The sequence below is a fragment of the Prevotella melaninogenica genome (genome assembly GCF_018127925.1).
Lineage (GTDB): Bacteria > Bacteroidota > Bacteroidia > Bacteroidales > Bacteroidaceae > Prevotella > Prevotella melaninogenica_C.
In genome coordinates this window covers 350,172-367,370 of record NZ_CP072348.1, presented here as the reverse complement: position 1 = coordinate 367,370, position 17,199 = coordinate 350,172, and the positions used below count along the sequence as shown (strand labels likewise).

The window sequence follows — 17,199 nt, the reverse complement described above, 5'->3', positions numbered from 1 at the left end:
TTAGTAGGGGTTAAGCCGATACCTTTCATATCCTTGCATTGCTGCCCTCCGAAAAAAACAGTAATGGCTTAACCCCACTAAAACCTTCAACTCCTAAACGATTGTCCCGCAGGGGACTATTAAAACTTACCTATCAGCTTCTGATTAAAGCGCAGCCTCAACAGCCTTCTGAACCTCCTTAAGGTCTACTGTAGGCTCGAAACGTGCAACAACCTCACCATTACGGTTAACGAGGAACTTTGTGAAGTTCCACTGGATGTCGTTCTGCTTGCGTGGCTCTGTGTTTGCCTTGTTGTAAAGGTCTTCCATAATAGCAGCCAACTTCTCCTCATATGCACCGCCTGCATAGCCCTTCTCACTCTTCAACCATGTGTAAAGAGGAAGTTCATTAGCACCGTTCACATCGCTCTTCTTGAACTGTGGGAAGTCAGTACCAAACTTTGCTGTACAGAACTCATGAATCTCCTCGTCTGTACCTGGAGCCTGATGACCGAACTGATCACATGGAATATCGAGAATCTCAAGACCCTTCTCCTTCAGACTACGGTACATTGCCTCCAACTCCTCATACTGTGGAGTGAAGCCACAACCTGTTGCTGTGTTTACGATAAGAAGTACCTTACCCTTATATGTCTCGAGGCTTACCTCGTTACCTTTCTTGTCTTTCAAATTGAAATCATAAACTGTTGCCATAATTCTTTACTCTTTATTAAATTCTACAATAATATTTTTTCGCCATAAAAGCGATATTTCAAACACTTGCGTCTCGTCTATCATAGCTTTGAAAAGTATCAACCGAGGTGGTTTCTACCCTCTCAAAGTTTATTCCTAATCCTTACGATTTATTTTCTTAATCTCGACATCCACTCCTTGCAAACCTGCCAACCACCGGTAGACCACAATGCCCATGCTATCAGTACTGGTTGGAAGAATAGTCGGATAAGACGTGCAGTATCAGTATTCAACCCGAATGAATCAATATGATAGAAATATTGATTGAGGTTTCCAGGGAAGATGAGAACAAAGAAGAGGGCGAGCAACGCTCCTACTACCGCCTTATGCTTATACAAGAATAGCATACTCAATCCTAAAGCAATTTCTACTACACCTGAAGAAAGTACCACGAAATCGGTAAATCCTTCTGAGAATCGAAGCCACATAGGCACCTGTGCCACGAACTCCAATCGGTTAAAAGTCAGGTGAGAAACACCTGCATACGTCATAAATGCTCCTAAAAGGAGGCGGAAAATCATCTTTACTTTGTCCATCCTGTTTCTTTTTAAATGGGGGCGCATCACCCTCTCCCAGCGCTAACTGATGTCAGTGTCACGCCCCCTAAAATACCTTTACTTACTAATCGTCTTTACAATCTTTTATTACTCGAATCTTTCTAAACCATTATTCTTAGTTGCAAAGTTATAAAAAGATATTTATATCGCAAGCGATTACACATTAGTTTTAACATCATTTTGCATCTATAACAGGCTTTCCTGCTACTAATAGACAGCCTTAACAGGAACTATAAGCCCCTCCCTTGTTCTTTATTATCATTGTGTTAGTGCCGAACACATATTGTGTTCATGGTAAGCACCAATGGTGCTAAGCCTCAAAAGCATACAAAAACGGATATGTCATACTTTTTAAAGCCCAAAAGAAAGAATACTCTAAAGGACTCTTCTAAAATTTAGAGTGATAAGAATGTCGCATAAATTTTAGTACTTTATCTTAATATCACACAGAGAGAAATGGAGGGAACGGAGGATTATAAAAACAAACCTATAATAGTTGTGGAGGTACTCGTCAGTGCGTAGAGTAATGGAGGTTTATTTGCGAGTTTTATTAGAGAATTTATACACGAAACGTTTATTTCCAAAGCTGTCAGGACTCTGTACGTTTATCTCTGCTCGCTCTTTGTGCCGTTGGTACCTCTTTTAAATTGCTTTTAGCTCCGTCCCCTCTTTTCTCTGTGCGCCTTATCATGTAAGGGCTTTAGTTTATCACTCCATATCTTAGAAGAGCCAGAAAAGCAATTTTTCTCTAACACAACCTTTCCTGCCACTTCTTTCATCCAACGTAGACACATAAACGATTGATTTATAATACACTTACGCTGAATGTTAAAAATGACAGGAAAATGAAATCAAAAAAACTATTGTATAATACGTGATAAATCCCTTCTTACTTTAGTAGACTTTACCACTCCATATTATCGAAGTGTGGCAAAAAAGAAAGGAAAACACTAATATTAGCTATTTTTTCGTTATCTTTGCAGCAACAAAACATTGAGAACGAGAATGGAAAGTGCAAAGAAGTATTTGTTGGGAATGACACTTGGCGAACTGAAAGAGGTTGCTAAGTCGCTCGGAATGCCAGCTTTTACAGGCGGACAGATAGCCAAATGGCTCTATACACAGCATGTGAAAAGTATTGATGAGATGACGAATATCTCAAAAGCAAACAGAGAGAAACTCGCTGCTGAATATGCTGTTGGCTGCAAAGAGCCTATCGATGCACAACATTCTAAAGACGGAACTATCAAATATCTCTTCCCTACTGACAGCGGTAAGTTTGTTGAAACGGTGTATATTCCAGACGAAGACCGTGCTACACTCTGTGTTTCTTCACAAGTAGGATGTAAGATGAACTGCCTCTTCTGCCAGACAGGAAAGCAGGGTTTCGAAGGTAGTCTTTCAGCTACAGATATTCTTAATCAGATTTATTCCCTCCCAGAACGTGATAAATTGACGAATATCGTCTTCATGGGTCAGGGCGAACCAATGGATAATCTTGACAACGTACTGCGCACCACAGAGATTATGACTGCTGACTTTGGTTACGGATGGTCACCAAAGCGAATCACAGTAAGCAGTGTGGGTGTCAAAGGAAAGCTAAAACGATTCCTTGATGAGAGCGACTGCCACGTTGCTATCAGTATGCACACCCCTTTACACGAGCAACGTTCGGAGTTGATGCCAGCAGAAAAAGGAATGTCTATTGATAGTATTATCGAGTTACTCAGCAATTACGACTTCTCTCATCAGCGCCGTCTATCATTCGAATATATTGTCTTCAAGGATTTCAACGACAGCGAGGAACATGCCAAGGCTATCGTACAACTACTCAAAGGATTGGACTGCCGAATGAATCTTATTCGCTTCCATCCTATCCCTAATATCCCATTGCAGGGTGTTGATGACCACAGAATGGAGAAATTCAGAAACTATCTAACACAACATGGAGTCTTCACAACTATCCGTGCCAGTCGTGGACAGGATATCTTTGCAGCCTGCGGTCTGCTCTCAACAGCAAAGAAGATAGAAGAAGAAAGAGGGAGAGGGAAAAAGTAAAAAGGTAAAAAATAAGAACGCAAAAAGACTAACAGACTACACACAGAGAGCCAATAGGAAACTGAATATAACAAAACAATACAAGATATAAGTATATGAACGATAATAAAAGAGTCCGCGTAGCAATCACACACGGAGATACCAACGGCATTGGATATGAGCTTATCTTTAAGACCTTTGCCGAACCAGAGATGCTGGAGCTTTGTACGCCTATCATCTATGGTTCGCCTAAAGTAGCCACCTATCATCGTAATGCACTTGACATAGAAGCTAACTTCACTATCATCAAAGATGCATCAGAAGCACAGAACGGCCGACTCAACCTGCTCCCTGTATTTGATGACGAAATTAAGGTTGATTTGGGCGTTGCCTCAGAGGAGTCTGGTGTTGCTGGCCTACGTGCTGTAGACAAGGCCTTAGAGGACTATCGCCAAGGACTATTTGACGTTCTCGTTACAGCTCCTATTGACAATAATGAGCACTTCCACTTCAGTGGTCAGAGCCGTTACATCGAAGATCACATGGAATCAGAGGAGCAAGGCTTGTCAATCTTGATAAACAATGGACTGCGTGTTGCCCTTGCTACACGTAATCTCCCACTGCGCCAAGTAGCAGAATCAATATCAAAGGCAAGTATTGCTAATAATGCAAGTGCACTCTTTAAGAGTCTTCGTCGCGACTTCCGCCTTTCTTGTCCACGTATAGCAGTGCTTGGACTGAATCCTAAGGCTGGCGACAATGGTTTGTTAGGCTCTGAAGAACATGAGATAATCATGCCAGCTATTGACGAACTTGTTGAGAATGGCATACAAGCCTTTGGTCCTTATCCTGCCGATACGTTCTTTGGCTGCAATTACACAGAACATTTTGATGGCATTTTAGCAATGTATTACGAACAAGGACTTGCTCCTTTCCGTACGCTTTCTGTGTCTCATGGTATCATTTATACAGCAGGATTACCACTCGTTCGCACTTCTGCAGAAATACCTAATAGCCTTTCATTAGCAGGAAAGGGTAATGTTGACGAACTACCATTCCGTCATGCAATCTATCTTGCTATTGACATCTTCCGCAATCGTGCAGAATATGATGCACCAATGGGTAATCCACTTCCAAAGCTTTACAAGGAAAGAAGAGACGAAAGCGACAAGGTGCGCTTTGCTATTCCACGTAAGCGTGAGGATCGCATACCAAACAATGGTGAAAACCGTAATACAAAGGAGACACACTAAGCGTGTCTTCCTTCATTCCTTACGACAAATATAAATAAGAAGACTTATGAACAAAAAGTTTCAGAACATCTTCTTCACTTTTGGTTTGGTTGTACTCTGTATTATGGTGTACAACCTTGACTTTGCTGATGCATGGCAGAAAATACAGCATGCAGGCTACTGGTTCTTTGCAGTAGTTGTACTATGGGTGTTCTTATACATCTTTAATACTGCAGCTTGGTTTACAATTATACGTAGTCAGACACAAGACGCTGAGGAACAGAAGAAAGTATCATTCTTCTGGCTTTATAAGGTTACTCTATCAGGCTTTGCACTTAACTACGCTACTCCTGGAGGACTAATGGGTGGCGAACCATATCGTATCATGGAACTGACACCGAAGATTGGAGCAGAACGTGCTACATCTTCTGTCGTGCTTTATGCTATGACACACATCTTTAGTCATTTCTGGTTTTGGCTTATATCCATCTTCCTTTATATCTTCACGCAACCAGTCAACCTCCTGATGGGCACGATGTTAGCTGTCGTCTTTGCTTTCTGCGTATCTGCAATTTGGTTCTTCCTCACTGGTTATAAAAAAGGATTAGCAGTCCGCGTAATGAACCTTGTCCGCCACATTCCTTTTGTTAAGAAATGGGCAGAACCTTTTGTTGCCAATCATAAGGAAGAACTTGACAGGATTGACACACAGATAGCATCATTGCACAACCAAAACCCACGTACCTTTCTCACCGTTGTTCTACTCGAATTATCTTGCAGAATTTGCAGTGCCTCAGAGATATTCTTCATCCTTTTGGTATTGCTACCTTCTGTCAATTACTTTGATTGTATTCTCATCCTTGCGTTCACCTCTCTCTTTGCCAATATGCTCTTCTTCATACCTCTACAATTAGGTGGTCGTGAAGGAGGTTTTCTTATGTCTGTTAAGGGTTTAGGACTTACACTCGAAGCGGGTATTTTCGTTGCTCTACTTGTCCGTATCCGTGAACTTATTTGGACAGCTATTGGCTTATTGCTTATCAAACTGGATAGGAAGAGAAATAAGTAATATACACTCGGTAATTTTATACATCACAAATTATCTTCATAAAAAATCTTTTTCTTCTTGAGAATCATTTAGAACAAGTTGATTCATTCCACTGGAAACAGCAAAGAAAGACAGAAAGAAAGTTGTTAAAGTCTGCCAAAGTTGCAGTTTTTCCAAATTAAATAGGTAAATTTGTCAGTTAAATGAATACAACAGAATTACAGAGGACCAAACAACGATATAACATTGTCGGTAACAACGACGGACTGAATCGTGCACTGGATGTTGCCTTACAAGTAGCACCCACCGATTTGTCTGTACTGATTATCGGCGAGAGCGGTGTTGGTAAAGAGATTATCCCACGTGTAATCCACGACAATTCTCCTCGTCGTCGCGAGAAATACTTTGCTATCAACTGTGGTTCTATCCCAGAGGGAACCATTGATAGTGAACTTTTCGGTCATGAGAAGGGTTCTTTCACAGGAGCTATTGGCAATAGTGAAGGTTATTTCGGTATAGCCAACAAAGGAACCATCTTCCTCGACGAGGTGGGTGAACTTCCTTTAGCAACGCAAGCTCGACTACTTCGCGTACTCGAAACAGGTGAATATATCCGTGTTGGTGGCCAAGAAATCCGTAAGACGGATGTACGTATCGTAGCTGCTACTAACGTCAACATGCAGAAAGCTGTTAGCGAAGGTAAGTTCCGTGAAGATTTGTACTATCGTCTTAACACGATTCCTATTCAGATGCCACCACTCCGAGATCGTGGTGAGGATATCGTACTTCTCTTCCGTCTCTTTGCTATGCAGATGGCAGAGAAGTATCATCTTCCAAAGATTACACTCACAGATGAAGCACGTCAGATTCTGTTACAGTACAAATGGCCAGGCAATGTTCGTCAACTAAAGAACATTACCGAACAGATGTCTGTTCTAAGCGAGAAGCGTGAGATTGATGCAGAAACATTGCTGCACTTTATCCCACGTGACCAAGACAGCACACAACTTGCTACGATACAAAGCGGTGGTTCACATAGCTATGAGAGCGAACGTGAGATTCTCTATAAAATTCTCTATGAGTTGAGAGGTAATGTAAGTGACTTACGACGTGATCTCAACAACGTTCGTAAACAGTTGGAGGAAAGCAGACAACTCAATGGTGCAAGCGGTTTCCAGCCTACTCCGTCAACAGTTTCTAATCTTCCTGCTACCACAAACAAACAGCCTATCACTCCAACACGAACGATAGAACAGGTTGAAGACGCTGTAGCAGAAGAAATATCTGAACCAGAGACACTCAACCTCAACGACATTGGAAAGCAACTGGTGGAGAAAGCCTTAGAGCGTAACAATGGAAATCGTAAGAAAGCTGCTTTAGAGTTAGGCATCAGCGACCGAACACTCTATCGACGAATCAGACAATACGGATTAGACAAAGATTAATCAATAGACACAAAAGGGACTACCCTCTTACAAAACAATGAAGATAGGAAAGAAATTCACATCTATCCGCCCATTGACATGGGGTGTGACAGCTATCTGCTTGCTCTTATTGGCAGCTTGCAGTGTATCCTATAAATTTAATGGTGCAAGTATTGATTACAGTAAAGTGCGTACCATTCAAATTGCAGATTTCCCTATCCGCTCTACCTATGTATGGGGACCAATGGGACCAATGTTCAACAATCAATTGAAAGATGTCTTTGCTAACCATACACGCCTACAACAAGTAAAACGTAATGGTGATATGAAGATTGAAGGTGAAATCACACAGTATCAGCAACGTAATAAGAGCGTATCAAGTGAAGGATATTCTGCACAAACAGAACTGTCCATCACTGTCAATGTGCGCTTCACAAACAATACAAACCATAGCCAAGACTTTGAACGACAGTTCACAGCTACTTCAAGCTATGAAACGGTACGTAGTCTGAACTCTGTACAGGAGGAACTCGTCACACAGATGGTGAAGGACCTTACCGACCAGATATTCAATGCAACCGTTGCTAACTGGTAGCCATTCCACATCAGCATTTTAATTTCATTGACTATTATTCTTATCACCCCACATAATCGTTTATCGTCCTATGGATATAGCCAATCTTATTAACCATCCGGAGAATCTGAACAAGGAGACCTTATATGATCTCCGGAGTATGCTTGCGCTCTATCCTTACTATCAGCCAGCTCGTATTCTGTTATTGCAGAATCTCTTTCTGCTCCATGATCCCACCTTCGATGATGAGTTACGACGTGCAGCTGTGTACATCTCTGACCGTCATATCCTCTTCAAACTCGTTGAGGATGCCCATTATCAACTTATTCCAGAACAGAAAAAGGCAGAAAAGCAGTCAACAACTATCAACGCTGAAACGGCTACAGATGAAGACCGTACAACATCACTTATCGATACATTCTTAGAACAGATTCCTGAAGATGAAGATACAACAAAGGAAACAGAAGGAAGGCGCAAACCGACACCTGCTGATGCCACTGTGGACTACGTTGCTTATCTGTTGGAGAGTGAAAGTAAGCAGAATGAGGATATCACGCCACAGCTAAGAGGACAAGAACTTATCGACGATTTCATCTATAATGAAGGGGGAAAAATCACTTTACAAGACGAGACTGAGTATGAACCTGAAGAGAATGATCACAATGAGGCAGCTGAAAATGAAGATACTGGCTACTTTACTGAGACATTAGCAAGAATTTATATAAAGCAAGGTCGATATTCTAAAGCATTGGAAATTATTAGGCGATTAAATTTGGTATATCCGAAAAAAAATCGTTACTTTGCAGACCAAATACGTTTTTTGGAGAAATTGATAATAAATAACAATAAAAAATAAGACAAGAAAATGTACACGTTATTCGTAATCCTTATCGTGATTGCAGCACTCTTGATGATTGGTGTCGTTCTGATTCAAGAATCAAAGGGCGGTGGTCTTTCATCAAACTTCTCATCATCTAATGCTATCATGGGTGTTCGCAAAACTACAGACTTTGTAGAGAAGACTACATGGGGCTTAGCTATCGCAATGGTTATTATCAGCGTAGCAAGTGCTTACGTTGCACCATCAGCAACCACAGATGCAAGTGTTGTTGAGAAAGCTGCATTGGATGACAATACAACAAACCCAAACAACTTGCCTAACTTCGGTGCAAGCCAGCAGAAGCAGGCTGCTCCAGCAGCACAGGCACCTGCTACTCCAGCTGCAACACCAGCTGCGCCAGCAAAATAAGGGAAAATAATAAAAAAGTACGGGAAATATTTGGTCAGTCCAAATAAAACCCGTACCTTTGCACTCGCTAAAAAGAAATAGCCAATATGGTGGATGTAGTTCAGTTGGTTAGAGCGTCAGATTGTGGTTCTGAATGTCGTGGGTTCGAATCCCACCACCCACCCTTCAAGAATTAAGCGGAAGTCTTTTAAAGACCTCCGCTTTTTCTTTTGTATATCACTGCCACTATGCAAAGATAGGGTCAGTCCTAAAACCCAGTTGCAAGTCTATTCTCTTAAGCACTCAATTTCGGGGTCAGTCCTAAAACCCAGTTGCAAGCCTATCCTCTTAAGCACACAATTTCATAAGCCTATATAAAAAGAAAGGAATATCTGTGACTCCTCTGAACTGTGCCCTGAATGCCTTAACCTGGGTCAGTCCTAAAACCCAGTTGCAAGTCTACCCTCTTAAGCACATAATTTCATAAGCCTATATAAAAAGAAAGGAATATCTGTGACTCCTCTGAACTGTGCCCTGAATGCCTTAACCTTAGCATTGAATGACTCGGCATTTGCATTCGTAGCTCTGTTTACAAAGAAATTGAGTATGGTTTGATAATGATTTTCAAACGTGTCAATCACTGTGTAGAAATTGTCCACTCCCAGCTCTTCAACCTCATTAAACCATTTTGCCAGCTTCAGCCTTGCAGCATCCTTGATGCTCTTGATGTTATAAATATCGGTAAGTTTCATAGCCAAGTCATATGCCTTTTTCAGTGTCGGATAATGTTCAAAGATGATTTGTGCCCTACCTTTCTGTGTTTCAGTCCACTTGGTCTTGTGCTTGGTCAATATGAACTTTGCTCTGGCGAGCAACTGCTTACGCGTGTCACCATTGCTGTATCTAAATGGTATATATTCCTTTCCCTTACTTTTAGCTTCTTTTATCTCCTCATTCTCTTTATCTCTTGCCATCCATCGGTAAGCGATACGCATGTCATCCAGAGCATCATAATATAGTTTCTGTACATGAAATCTGTCATTGGTAATAAGTGCTTTGGGAAAAACAGAGCGGGCTATACGCATCATAGAAGATGATAAATCGAGTGTTATCTCTTTGACAGTCTCCCGTTTAGAAAGGTTTATCGTCTTGAGAATTTGGATGACGTCCTCAGCCTTGGTCCCTTTAACCACAGCTACCAAAGTCCCTTTTCTGCCCTTTCCCGCCTTGTTGGTCAGAAAAGTATAAACCTCGCCACTACTTAGACAGGTCTCATCAATACTTAGATTCTCTCCTATGTTGTCTTCAAACAATAGCCAGTCTTGAGCATGATCTAACTGATCCCAGCTACGATAATCACTGAGATGTTCCTTGTACTGTGTGGATAACAGCTTGCCATTTACGCCATAGTGAGCACCGATACTTGCGATGCTCTCTGCAGTGGACTCAATTCTATTCTTTTAAAAAAGAAACGAACTCGGGGGATAGTTTACTGCCCTCAGCCGTCAAATCATCATATGAATAAGTAAATATCTCTCCGTTGGAACTGTCACGCCATTTGCGACGGCGAACATGGAGGTAAACTGCTTTGCCACGAAGGGGGAAGTCCTGAATAACACGCTCGCTGGTAAAACCATAACTGCTTACGGTGCCTAACTTATGGTCTGACTTTTCCATAAAATTACGCTCGTCAAGCCAAAAATCAAACTGAGAAACACTCTCTTGAATATCGACCACATCAAAGTAGTCGGCAAGTACATCTGGAAAGATGCAACGTAATAATTGGTGACTCTTCATGATGCAAAGGTAATAAATACTTATGAAATTATGTGCTTAAGAGGGTAGACTTGCAACTGGGTTTTAGGACTGACCCCAATTTCGGCACAGTAGATATTTTAAATACCACAAGTGAAGTAAAAAAATTACTAATTATTGACTGAGATATGACAACGCTTAAAGCAATAATAAAAAGCTAATAGCACATAGAATCACTGCTTGCGAATAAGACCGTAATAAACTTATACAAATAAGTCTTTCAATATTTGGAGTGACAAAGACTCCATTAACAAGAGAAACGATTACACATATTACAAGGATATTTTTATTTTAGTTTGCTGTCACTTTTAACATTTCGTATAACATCACTGAAAATTAATTAGTTATATAGCATCTTTATGTGACAGTAATGACAGCAAATTGAAAACGATTTCGAAACATAAAACAACATCTTCCTCCACCTCACTCCAAAACAACAATCACTTTCCAAAGAGAAGTAAGAAAGATACATGCGCTGAATACGATTGATAAGATAAATAAAGCTTGTTATCATGTACCATACATTAAAACTCAAAAAACTACTTATCCACGAAATATCCTCATGCCCCCAATAGGTGTGTTCAGTTCAACTCCAAACATAGCTAATACCCTTTCTTGTAATTACCAAAAACCTTACTCCCTCCACAGCCAAAGAAATGGAATAATATTCATTTGTTTACCAATTATTTCCTATATTTGCAAAAGGAAGAAATCCCTAAACAAATGGAAATATACATTATAAAAAAGAAGCTGGGAAGTAGAAAGGAATTAGGCAGGCATCCTATAGAGATTGATGAAACTGTCAATACACTCGGAGTTCTACTCTACATCTTAACCCAAAAAGGCTTAACAGAAGCGCAGACCCCAAAAGAGAACCACGCTTTGTCCGACAGTGAGATTGCCGAACAGGCTGAGGAAGGACGCATCCGCTTTGCTGAAAACTATGGAGAAAACCACGATACGATAGAAAAAGCGATGGAACGAACAAAGCAGGCATACAATGACGGTCTCTTCAGAGTATTCATCAACGGTGAAGAAGTAACGGAATGGAATGCCCCTATCACCCTCTGCCAAGGAGCAGAAGTCGTCTTTCTCAGACTCACAATGCTCACAGGTCTTTATTTTTAAGGTTAAACTTAGAGAGAAAATTGTGAGAGGAAAAGGCTTAGATTCAGCAAAAATCGCTACTTTATAAGTCTTATTAACCAGCAAATTCGCATTGTCTGGAACACTTTTACCATCTAAAAACTTATTGAAAGGAATAAAATATGAAAACAAAGAAGGAGTTGCAGGAACACTGTCAACAATATATCAATAGCATCAACCTATCCCAATGCAATATATGGGAGAAAAGATTTGTAAACAAATGCAAGGAAGAAGACTATCAATTCAATTACTACCGAAATGTTTTTTACAAAGGTTATGACGAAGAGAAGCTTCCTTTCCGTACCATTAAAGAACTTATTTCTGCAGGTGCAAACCTTCCTCACATTCTTCCAAAGGACTATTCTCAGCTTTTAGAACTACATTTGAAACAGCTCGAAGAATTCTCTCATACGAAAGGTATCTATCGTATAGATGTAAGAAAAGACATTGATTTACAGGAGATAGCATATGATATATCTGACACTATGCGTGCCTTCTTTGCCGCAGCTGCCTACGGTCTCACCATTGACGAGCTAATCCGTGGACAATACCCTGATATAACCAGCTATTACCTTTCATTTACTCCTGTACTTACAGCTGCCATCCAGCAGGGAAAATCAGAAACTATTGAGGCAGTAAAAGAGGTACTGACCAGTGAAAATAACGTCGGAATCCTTACGCAAAGCCTCATCACAGCCATAGAATCTAATAATAACGAAGAGTTGCATACCCTCCTCCTCAACGTGCTGAGGGCTGCAAAACTACAGGAGGGTCTGCGCCAGAGTATCGTAGAATGTGGTAATGAATACAGCCTGACATTCTACAAACGAATGTTGGATGTCATTGCCGAAGAAGGCCTTCTGCGTTATAGTTCCGTTAGACGATCTGTTCAGACGTGGGTTAGTATCGGCTATGAGTCTGTTACCGACAAGGATATCAAAACTATCTTCGAAGGAATTCATCTGTTCTTAACTCACCCAGAGGAACGCGTAAAAGCCTATACAGATCCGAATGCACTACTCGTTTACGTCGCTTTATATACGGCTGGCGCTGAGGATTTCAGTATTGCACAGCGTGATGCCTTACAGTTAATTGATGACGATGCCCCTCTCCAGAACCGTATTGCAGCCATCTACTATCTTGACCGTTCAAGCCATTTCAAAGTTACTGACCACCTCGAGTTCTTTGTAAAGCATCTGGATGATCCTTTCGTAAAGGCTTTCTTCATACAACAATTAAGTTGTACAGCCAGGGAGGATAAGTATGAATATGGAAAGGTTGACCGCGTTTCGGGAAAGCAACGTGAACTTTTCCAAAAGTTTTTTGATGAGATAGCGAAATGGGAGAAGGAGATTAAGAATAACACAGACTTCACCTTCAAAGGCTTTGAATGGTTCAATATCCGTCTTTCACGCGAACACTTCATCAATGCCCTGTGGGTACTTGCCAGCCAAATGAAGACACAGGAAACGATTGACCATATCCTTCTTGAAAAGATGCCTAACTGGGGAGTGCACTTCATAAGATATTATAACTATAGCCAAGAGGATGAGAAAAAGAAGCCTTTATACACCTTTATGAAGGAATATTACCCCTTAGGCAGTCCTGAAGCACGTCGTCAGTTCCTTGTTAAGAATATCTTTGGCTATGAGAAAGAGGGCTTTGACTTTCTCTTGACCTTCTTCTCCAAGGAAGAATTTACCACAACAGATATCAAGGAGATAGAGAAGAAACTAAAATCCAAGGTTTCTGATACACGTAGTATGGCTGTACGTGTACTACTTACGTTGCCCTACGAACAGTTGAAAGCATCATACGAGCGCTTGCAGACAACGAAGGGAGACTATATAACAGCCGCTTTGACTGAGCTTAGGGAAAGTAGCAAACAGCTTACAAAGGACTTTGCTCCTATAAGTGAAGAGACAAGTACAACTGCTCCTACAACCTATCCCGGTGCAGAAGGTGGTTACGGTCTGTACAAGACGGGAGACATTCCGACTATTAAGCTATCCGATCCTTTCTTGACAAAGAATGATTCGCAGTCGTTCCTTAGTAAGGTATTCAATAAGATTACCGGCAAAAAGCGTGCAGATGCAAGCTCTGTCTTTACCTACACCATTGACGAACTTCACAAGCTATACACCGAACTGGAAAAGATTATAGAGGACAATGCTGACAAAGAGTATAAGAGCTATTGGGGAGGAACCCAAACCATTGGTGACAGTTATCTTTCCTTTACGTCTGACGAGCATACCCTTGACACACTTCCTTATCCTGAACTTTGGAAAGGTTTTCTTGCGGCTCATCCCCTCAAAGACGAGGACCTGTTAGGTATCGATATAATGCTTTCTGTACTTGATGACAGCTATAGCAGGGAAATTGTGGAACTGGATGCAGACAACTATCCATTCAAGAATGTGAAAGACATAGAAAGTTGGAAGTATACCAGCCATTTCCAGCTTATCATACAGACTTTGCTCGATGATTTAGGAAAGAAGAACCCTTCCCTGATCTTCCGTCAAGCCTATACCCTTCTCGCACTGATATTCTTCTACTGTCCGACTAATAAGTACATAAGAAATTTCCGTTATGGTTCAAACGATGATGGACACGTGTTCCATAGCAGGCTCTTTCACATGGCAATGAGGTTCGCAGAAAAAAACTGGAGGACAGACGAAGATTTCAAACTCCTCGCAGATATGACAATGGCAATGTATGGGAAGTATGCGCCAATAGCCCGAATGGACAAGAACCTATACTATTCATACTATACGATTGATGCACTCATATTGTCGCGTTACAATCTTCAAGGCAAGCTGTCTGACGATGCCTTTATGGAGTTACTGCTGAATGACGAAGGAGAAGAACTACGTAATGCAGGAGATTATATCTATAACACACGAGGCCACCGACTTACTTTACTATATGAAGATGAGAAGAACGTTGACGCACGTTATGGCAAAGAGACTTACAAGAACCTGGAGAGAATCATCAACAAGATAGCTCAACACCTCTTCAAGATTGAGATGACCCGCCTCAATGCACCGACAACAGCCTCTAATATCATCATCCGTATAAGTAACGCAATGGTGCTTCAGGGTGCTGAGTATATGGTTACGGCAATGAAAGCATTAGGCAAAGACCACCTGATAGCAAGTAGCTACGGAACTGAAAAGCGTGCAGTGCTGACCGATATCATTGAGCGTACCTTCCCACTCGAAACAGATACGCCAGAAATACTCAAGACGATTAAAGACGACAGACTCTTAGAGTTGGCGTATTTTGCACCGCAGTGGGTTCCACTTATCAAAGCGTATCTCAACTGGGAAGGCTTCGATCTTGCCTATTACTACTTCATTGCACATACAAAGGAGATGGGTGAAGACGAGAAGAGGGCAGCAACGGCACTCTTCACCGACCTTGACCCAGCTGATCTTGCCGATGGAGCCTTTGACGAAAAACTCTTCCACGAGGCTTATACCGTGGTTGGAGAAAAGCGTTTCGACCTGTTCTACAAGGCTGCACGATACATCGGAAACAGCAACTATCACAGTCGGGCACGTCGCTTTGCAGACACGGCTCTCGGCAAGATAGACGAAGAAACCATCACAGAACAGATACACTCCAAGCGCAACAAGGATGCCGTATGTTCATTAGGACTGATTCCAGACAAGAGCGACAAGGCTTTGCAACGACGCTATCAGCTTATACAAGCCTTTCTGAAAGAGTCTAAGCAGTATGGCGCACAGCGTCAGGCATCAGAGAAGAGAGTATGCGAGATTGCCTTACTCAACCTCTCACGCGGTGCCGGATATGCTGACCCGATACAGCTAACGTGGCGTATGGAGAGCCAGCAGGTGACTGACAACGCTGCTTTCCTGCAAGGAATCAACGTGGAGGGATACTCTTTGAAGCTACAGTTAGCAGAGGATGGCACCAACAAACTCATCATTCAACAAGGTGAGAAGGTGCTGAAAACGGTACCTGCAAAGATTAAGAAGCACCCTGACTACCTCAATATTGCCGCTATGGGCAAGGAGTGGACAAAGCAGAGAAAGCGTGCCCGCACGATGATGGAGGATATGATGATACGCCAGACACCATTACGTCCACAAGATGTAAAGGTGATTGCTGAGAATCCTATCGTCAGTCCGATGTTCCGCCTACTGCTCCTCCGGCAAGGAACAACCACAGGTTTCTATACCAACGAGGGACTGGAAACACTCAATGGCGTCCAGAAGATAAAAGCAGACGAGCCCATTATCATTACCCACGCCCAGCAACTCTATGCCGACGGCACGTGGTCAGCGTGGCAAAACTTCGTCTTCAACAAGAAGATTGTACAACCTTTCAAACAGATATTCCGTGAGATTTACATCCCGACACCTGATGAAGCTGAACAAAACGAGTCACTTCGTTACAGTGGGTATCAGATTCAGGTGAAGCAGGCAGCAGCTGCACTGCGTAGCCGTGGATGGAGTGCAGACTATGAAGGAGGTCTGCGCAAGGTATTCTATCGCCAAGGAATCTCGGTTGAACTCTATGCACAAGCCAACTGGTTTACTCCTGCTGATATAGAAGCACCAGCCATTGAGTATGTATACTTCTCATCTACACGCACTTACAATCGACTGAAGATTGCGGATATTGACCCAATTCTCTACAGCGAAGTGATGCGTGATGTAGACATGACGGTTAGCATTGCCTTCGTCGGTGGTGTCGACCCAGAGACTGGAAACTCAACGAAGGAACTGCGTGCAGCAATTATCAAATGTACTGCCGAGCTAATGAAATTGAAGAATGTAACAGTTTCAGACAACTTTATTCATGTTAAAGGCTCACTTGCCGACTATACTATTCACCTCGGTTCTGGCAATGTGCGTCAGGTTGGTGGCGTAGAGATTCCTATCATTCCTGTACACAGTCAGCACCGTGGGAAGCTCTATCTCCCATTTATGGATGAAGACCCCCAAACCGTGGAGATTGTTTCTAAAATGGTACTCCTTGCTGAAGATAACAAGTTAAAAGACCCAACAATTCTGAAATGGATTAAACGAGAATAGCGTTATAACCTATTCCTAATAACTCTATCTATGGTAAAGCATAGCCAAAAAGGCTATCCATAGCATTGTGTTTAGTGCTCCGCACCATTGGTGCTAACGCCTCGCACCAATGGTGCGGAGCATCAACACCACATGTGCGGAGCATCAACAAAATGAATGGAGATGAAAAATAAACTTCTTATTGACTTGATTCTTGCATATATTAATACGCAAATAACTCACGTATAAAGGAAGAGAAATATTAAACCCATATATTACAAGGATCGAGCGTCATGGACTATCTTTTTCAGAAAAGCACTACAAATTGTGGTCTACTAAACTCCAAAAAGGAGATTAAGCAGAC

Annotated in this window: 13 protein-coding genes and 1 tRNA gene; 10 read left to right on the top strand and 4 right to left on the bottom strand. The window is 41.8% G+C overall.

The window, feature by feature from the left end; translation table 11 throughout:
* Window positions 1-144: 144 nt before the first annotated feature.
* Together J4861_RS06985 and J4861_RS06980 are read right to left on the bottom strand one after the other, a co-directional pair.
* On the bottom strand, window positions 145-693 hold the full coding sequence (locus J4861_RS06985; RefSeq protein WP_013264722.1) for a glutathione peroxidase: 549 nt from the start codon (window positions 691-693) through the stop codon (window positions 145-147).
* A gap of 149 nt (window positions 694-842) precedes the next feature.
* Window positions 843-1,268 carry a DoxX family protein gene (locus J4861_RS06980; RefSeq protein WP_211817391.1) on the bottom strand — a complete coding sequence of 142 codons (426 nt, stop codon included), beginning with the start codon at window positions 1,266-1,268 and terminating at the stop codon, window positions 843-845.
* A 1,026-nt stretch (window positions 1,269-2,294) separates the two neighbouring features.
* On the opposite strand from J4861_RS06980, the gene rlmN reads away from it, so the two are divergent.
* From rlmN to J4861_RS06940, 8 genes are all read left to right on the top strand, one after another.
* Complete coding sequence (rlmN, locus tag J4861_RS06975) at window positions 2,295-3,347, top strand: dual-specificity RNA methyltransferase RlmN (protein ID WP_211817390.1); 1,053 nt, start codon at window positions 2,295-2,297, stop codon at window positions 3,345-3,347.
* Between the two features lie 95 nt (window positions 3,348-3,442).
* Window positions 3,443-4,579, top strand: a complete 1,137-nt coding sequence (locus J4861_RS06970) for a PdxA family dehydrogenase (RefSeq protein WP_211817389.1) — start codon at window positions 3,443-3,445, stop codon at window positions 4,577-4,579.
* A 46-nt stretch (window positions 4,580-4,625) separates the two neighbouring features.
* On the top strand, window positions 4,626-5,627 hold the full coding sequence (locus J4861_RS06965) for a lysylphosphatidylglycerol synthase transmembrane domain-containing protein (RefSeq protein ID WP_211817388.1): 1,002 nt from the start codon (window positions 4,626-4,628) through the stop codon (window positions 5,625-5,627).
* A 182-nt stretch (window positions 5,628-5,809) separates the two neighbouring features.
* Window positions 5,810-7,051 carry a sigma-54 interaction domain-containing protein gene (locus J4861_RS06960; RefSeq protein WP_211817387.1) on the top strand — a complete coding sequence of 414 codons (1,242 nt, stop codon included), beginning with the start codon at window positions 5,810-5,812 and terminating at the stop codon, window positions 7,049-7,051.
* Window positions 7,052-7,088: 37 nt separating this feature from the next.
* Window positions 7,089-7,625 carry an LptE family protein gene (locus J4861_RS06955; protein WP_013264601.1) on the top strand — a complete coding sequence of 179 codons (537 nt, stop codon included), beginning with the start codon at window positions 7,089-7,091 and terminating at the stop codon, window positions 7,623-7,625.
* Window positions 7,626-7,695: 70 nt separating this feature from the next.
* Window positions 7,696-8,460: a tetratricopeptide repeat protein gene (locus tag J4861_RS06950; RefSeq protein ID WP_211794163.1), complete on the top strand. Its 765-nt coding sequence runs from the start codon at window positions 7,696-7,698 to the stop codon at window positions 8,458-8,460.
* Window positions 8,461-8,469: 9 nt separating this feature from the next.
* Window positions 8,470-8,853: a preprotein translocase subunit SecG gene (gene secG / locus J4861_RS06945; protein WP_211817386.1), complete on the top strand. Its 384-nt coding sequence runs from the start codon at window positions 8,470-8,472 to the stop codon at window positions 8,851-8,853.
* An 89-nt stretch (window positions 8,854-8,942) separates the two neighbouring features.
* Window positions 8,943-9,016, top strand: a tRNA-His gene (locus J4861_RS06940).
* Window positions 9,017-9,299: 283 nt separating this feature from the next.
* On the opposite strand, the gene J4861_RS06935 is transcribed toward J4861_RS06940, so the two are convergent.
* Together J4861_RS06935 and J4861_RS06930 are read right to left on the bottom strand one after the other, a co-directional pair.
* Entirely contained in the window at window positions 9,300-10,283 is a 984-nt protein-coding gene (locus J4861_RS06935; RefSeq protein WP_428842164.1) for an ISAon1 family transposase, read from the bottom strand.
* A 1-nt stretch (window position 10,284) separates the two neighbouring features.
* Window positions 10,285-10,629, bottom strand: a complete 345-nt coding sequence (locus J4861_RS06930; RefSeq protein WP_211813866.1) for an ISAon1 family transposase N-terminal region protein — start codon at window positions 10,627-10,629, stop codon at window positions 10,285-10,287.
* Between the two features lie 741 nt (window positions 10,630-11,370).
* Here J4861_RS06930 and J4861_RS06925 point away from each other — a divergent pair.
* Together J4861_RS06925 and J4861_RS06920 are read left to right on the top strand one after the other, a co-directional pair.
* On the top strand, window positions 11,371-11,775 hold the full coding sequence (locus J4861_RS06925; RefSeq protein ID WP_211817385.1) for a hypothetical protein: 405 nt from the start codon (window positions 11,371-11,373) through the stop codon (window positions 11,773-11,775).
* A gap of 140 nt (window positions 11,776-11,915) precedes the next feature.
* Window positions 11,916-16,856 (top strand): DUF4132 domain-containing protein, encoded by a 4,941-nt coding sequence (locus J4861_RS06920; RefSeq protein ID WP_211817384.1) that lies wholly within the window; start codon window positions 11,916-11,918, stop codon window positions 16,854-16,856.
* Window positions 16,857-17,199: the final 343 nt, after the last annotated feature.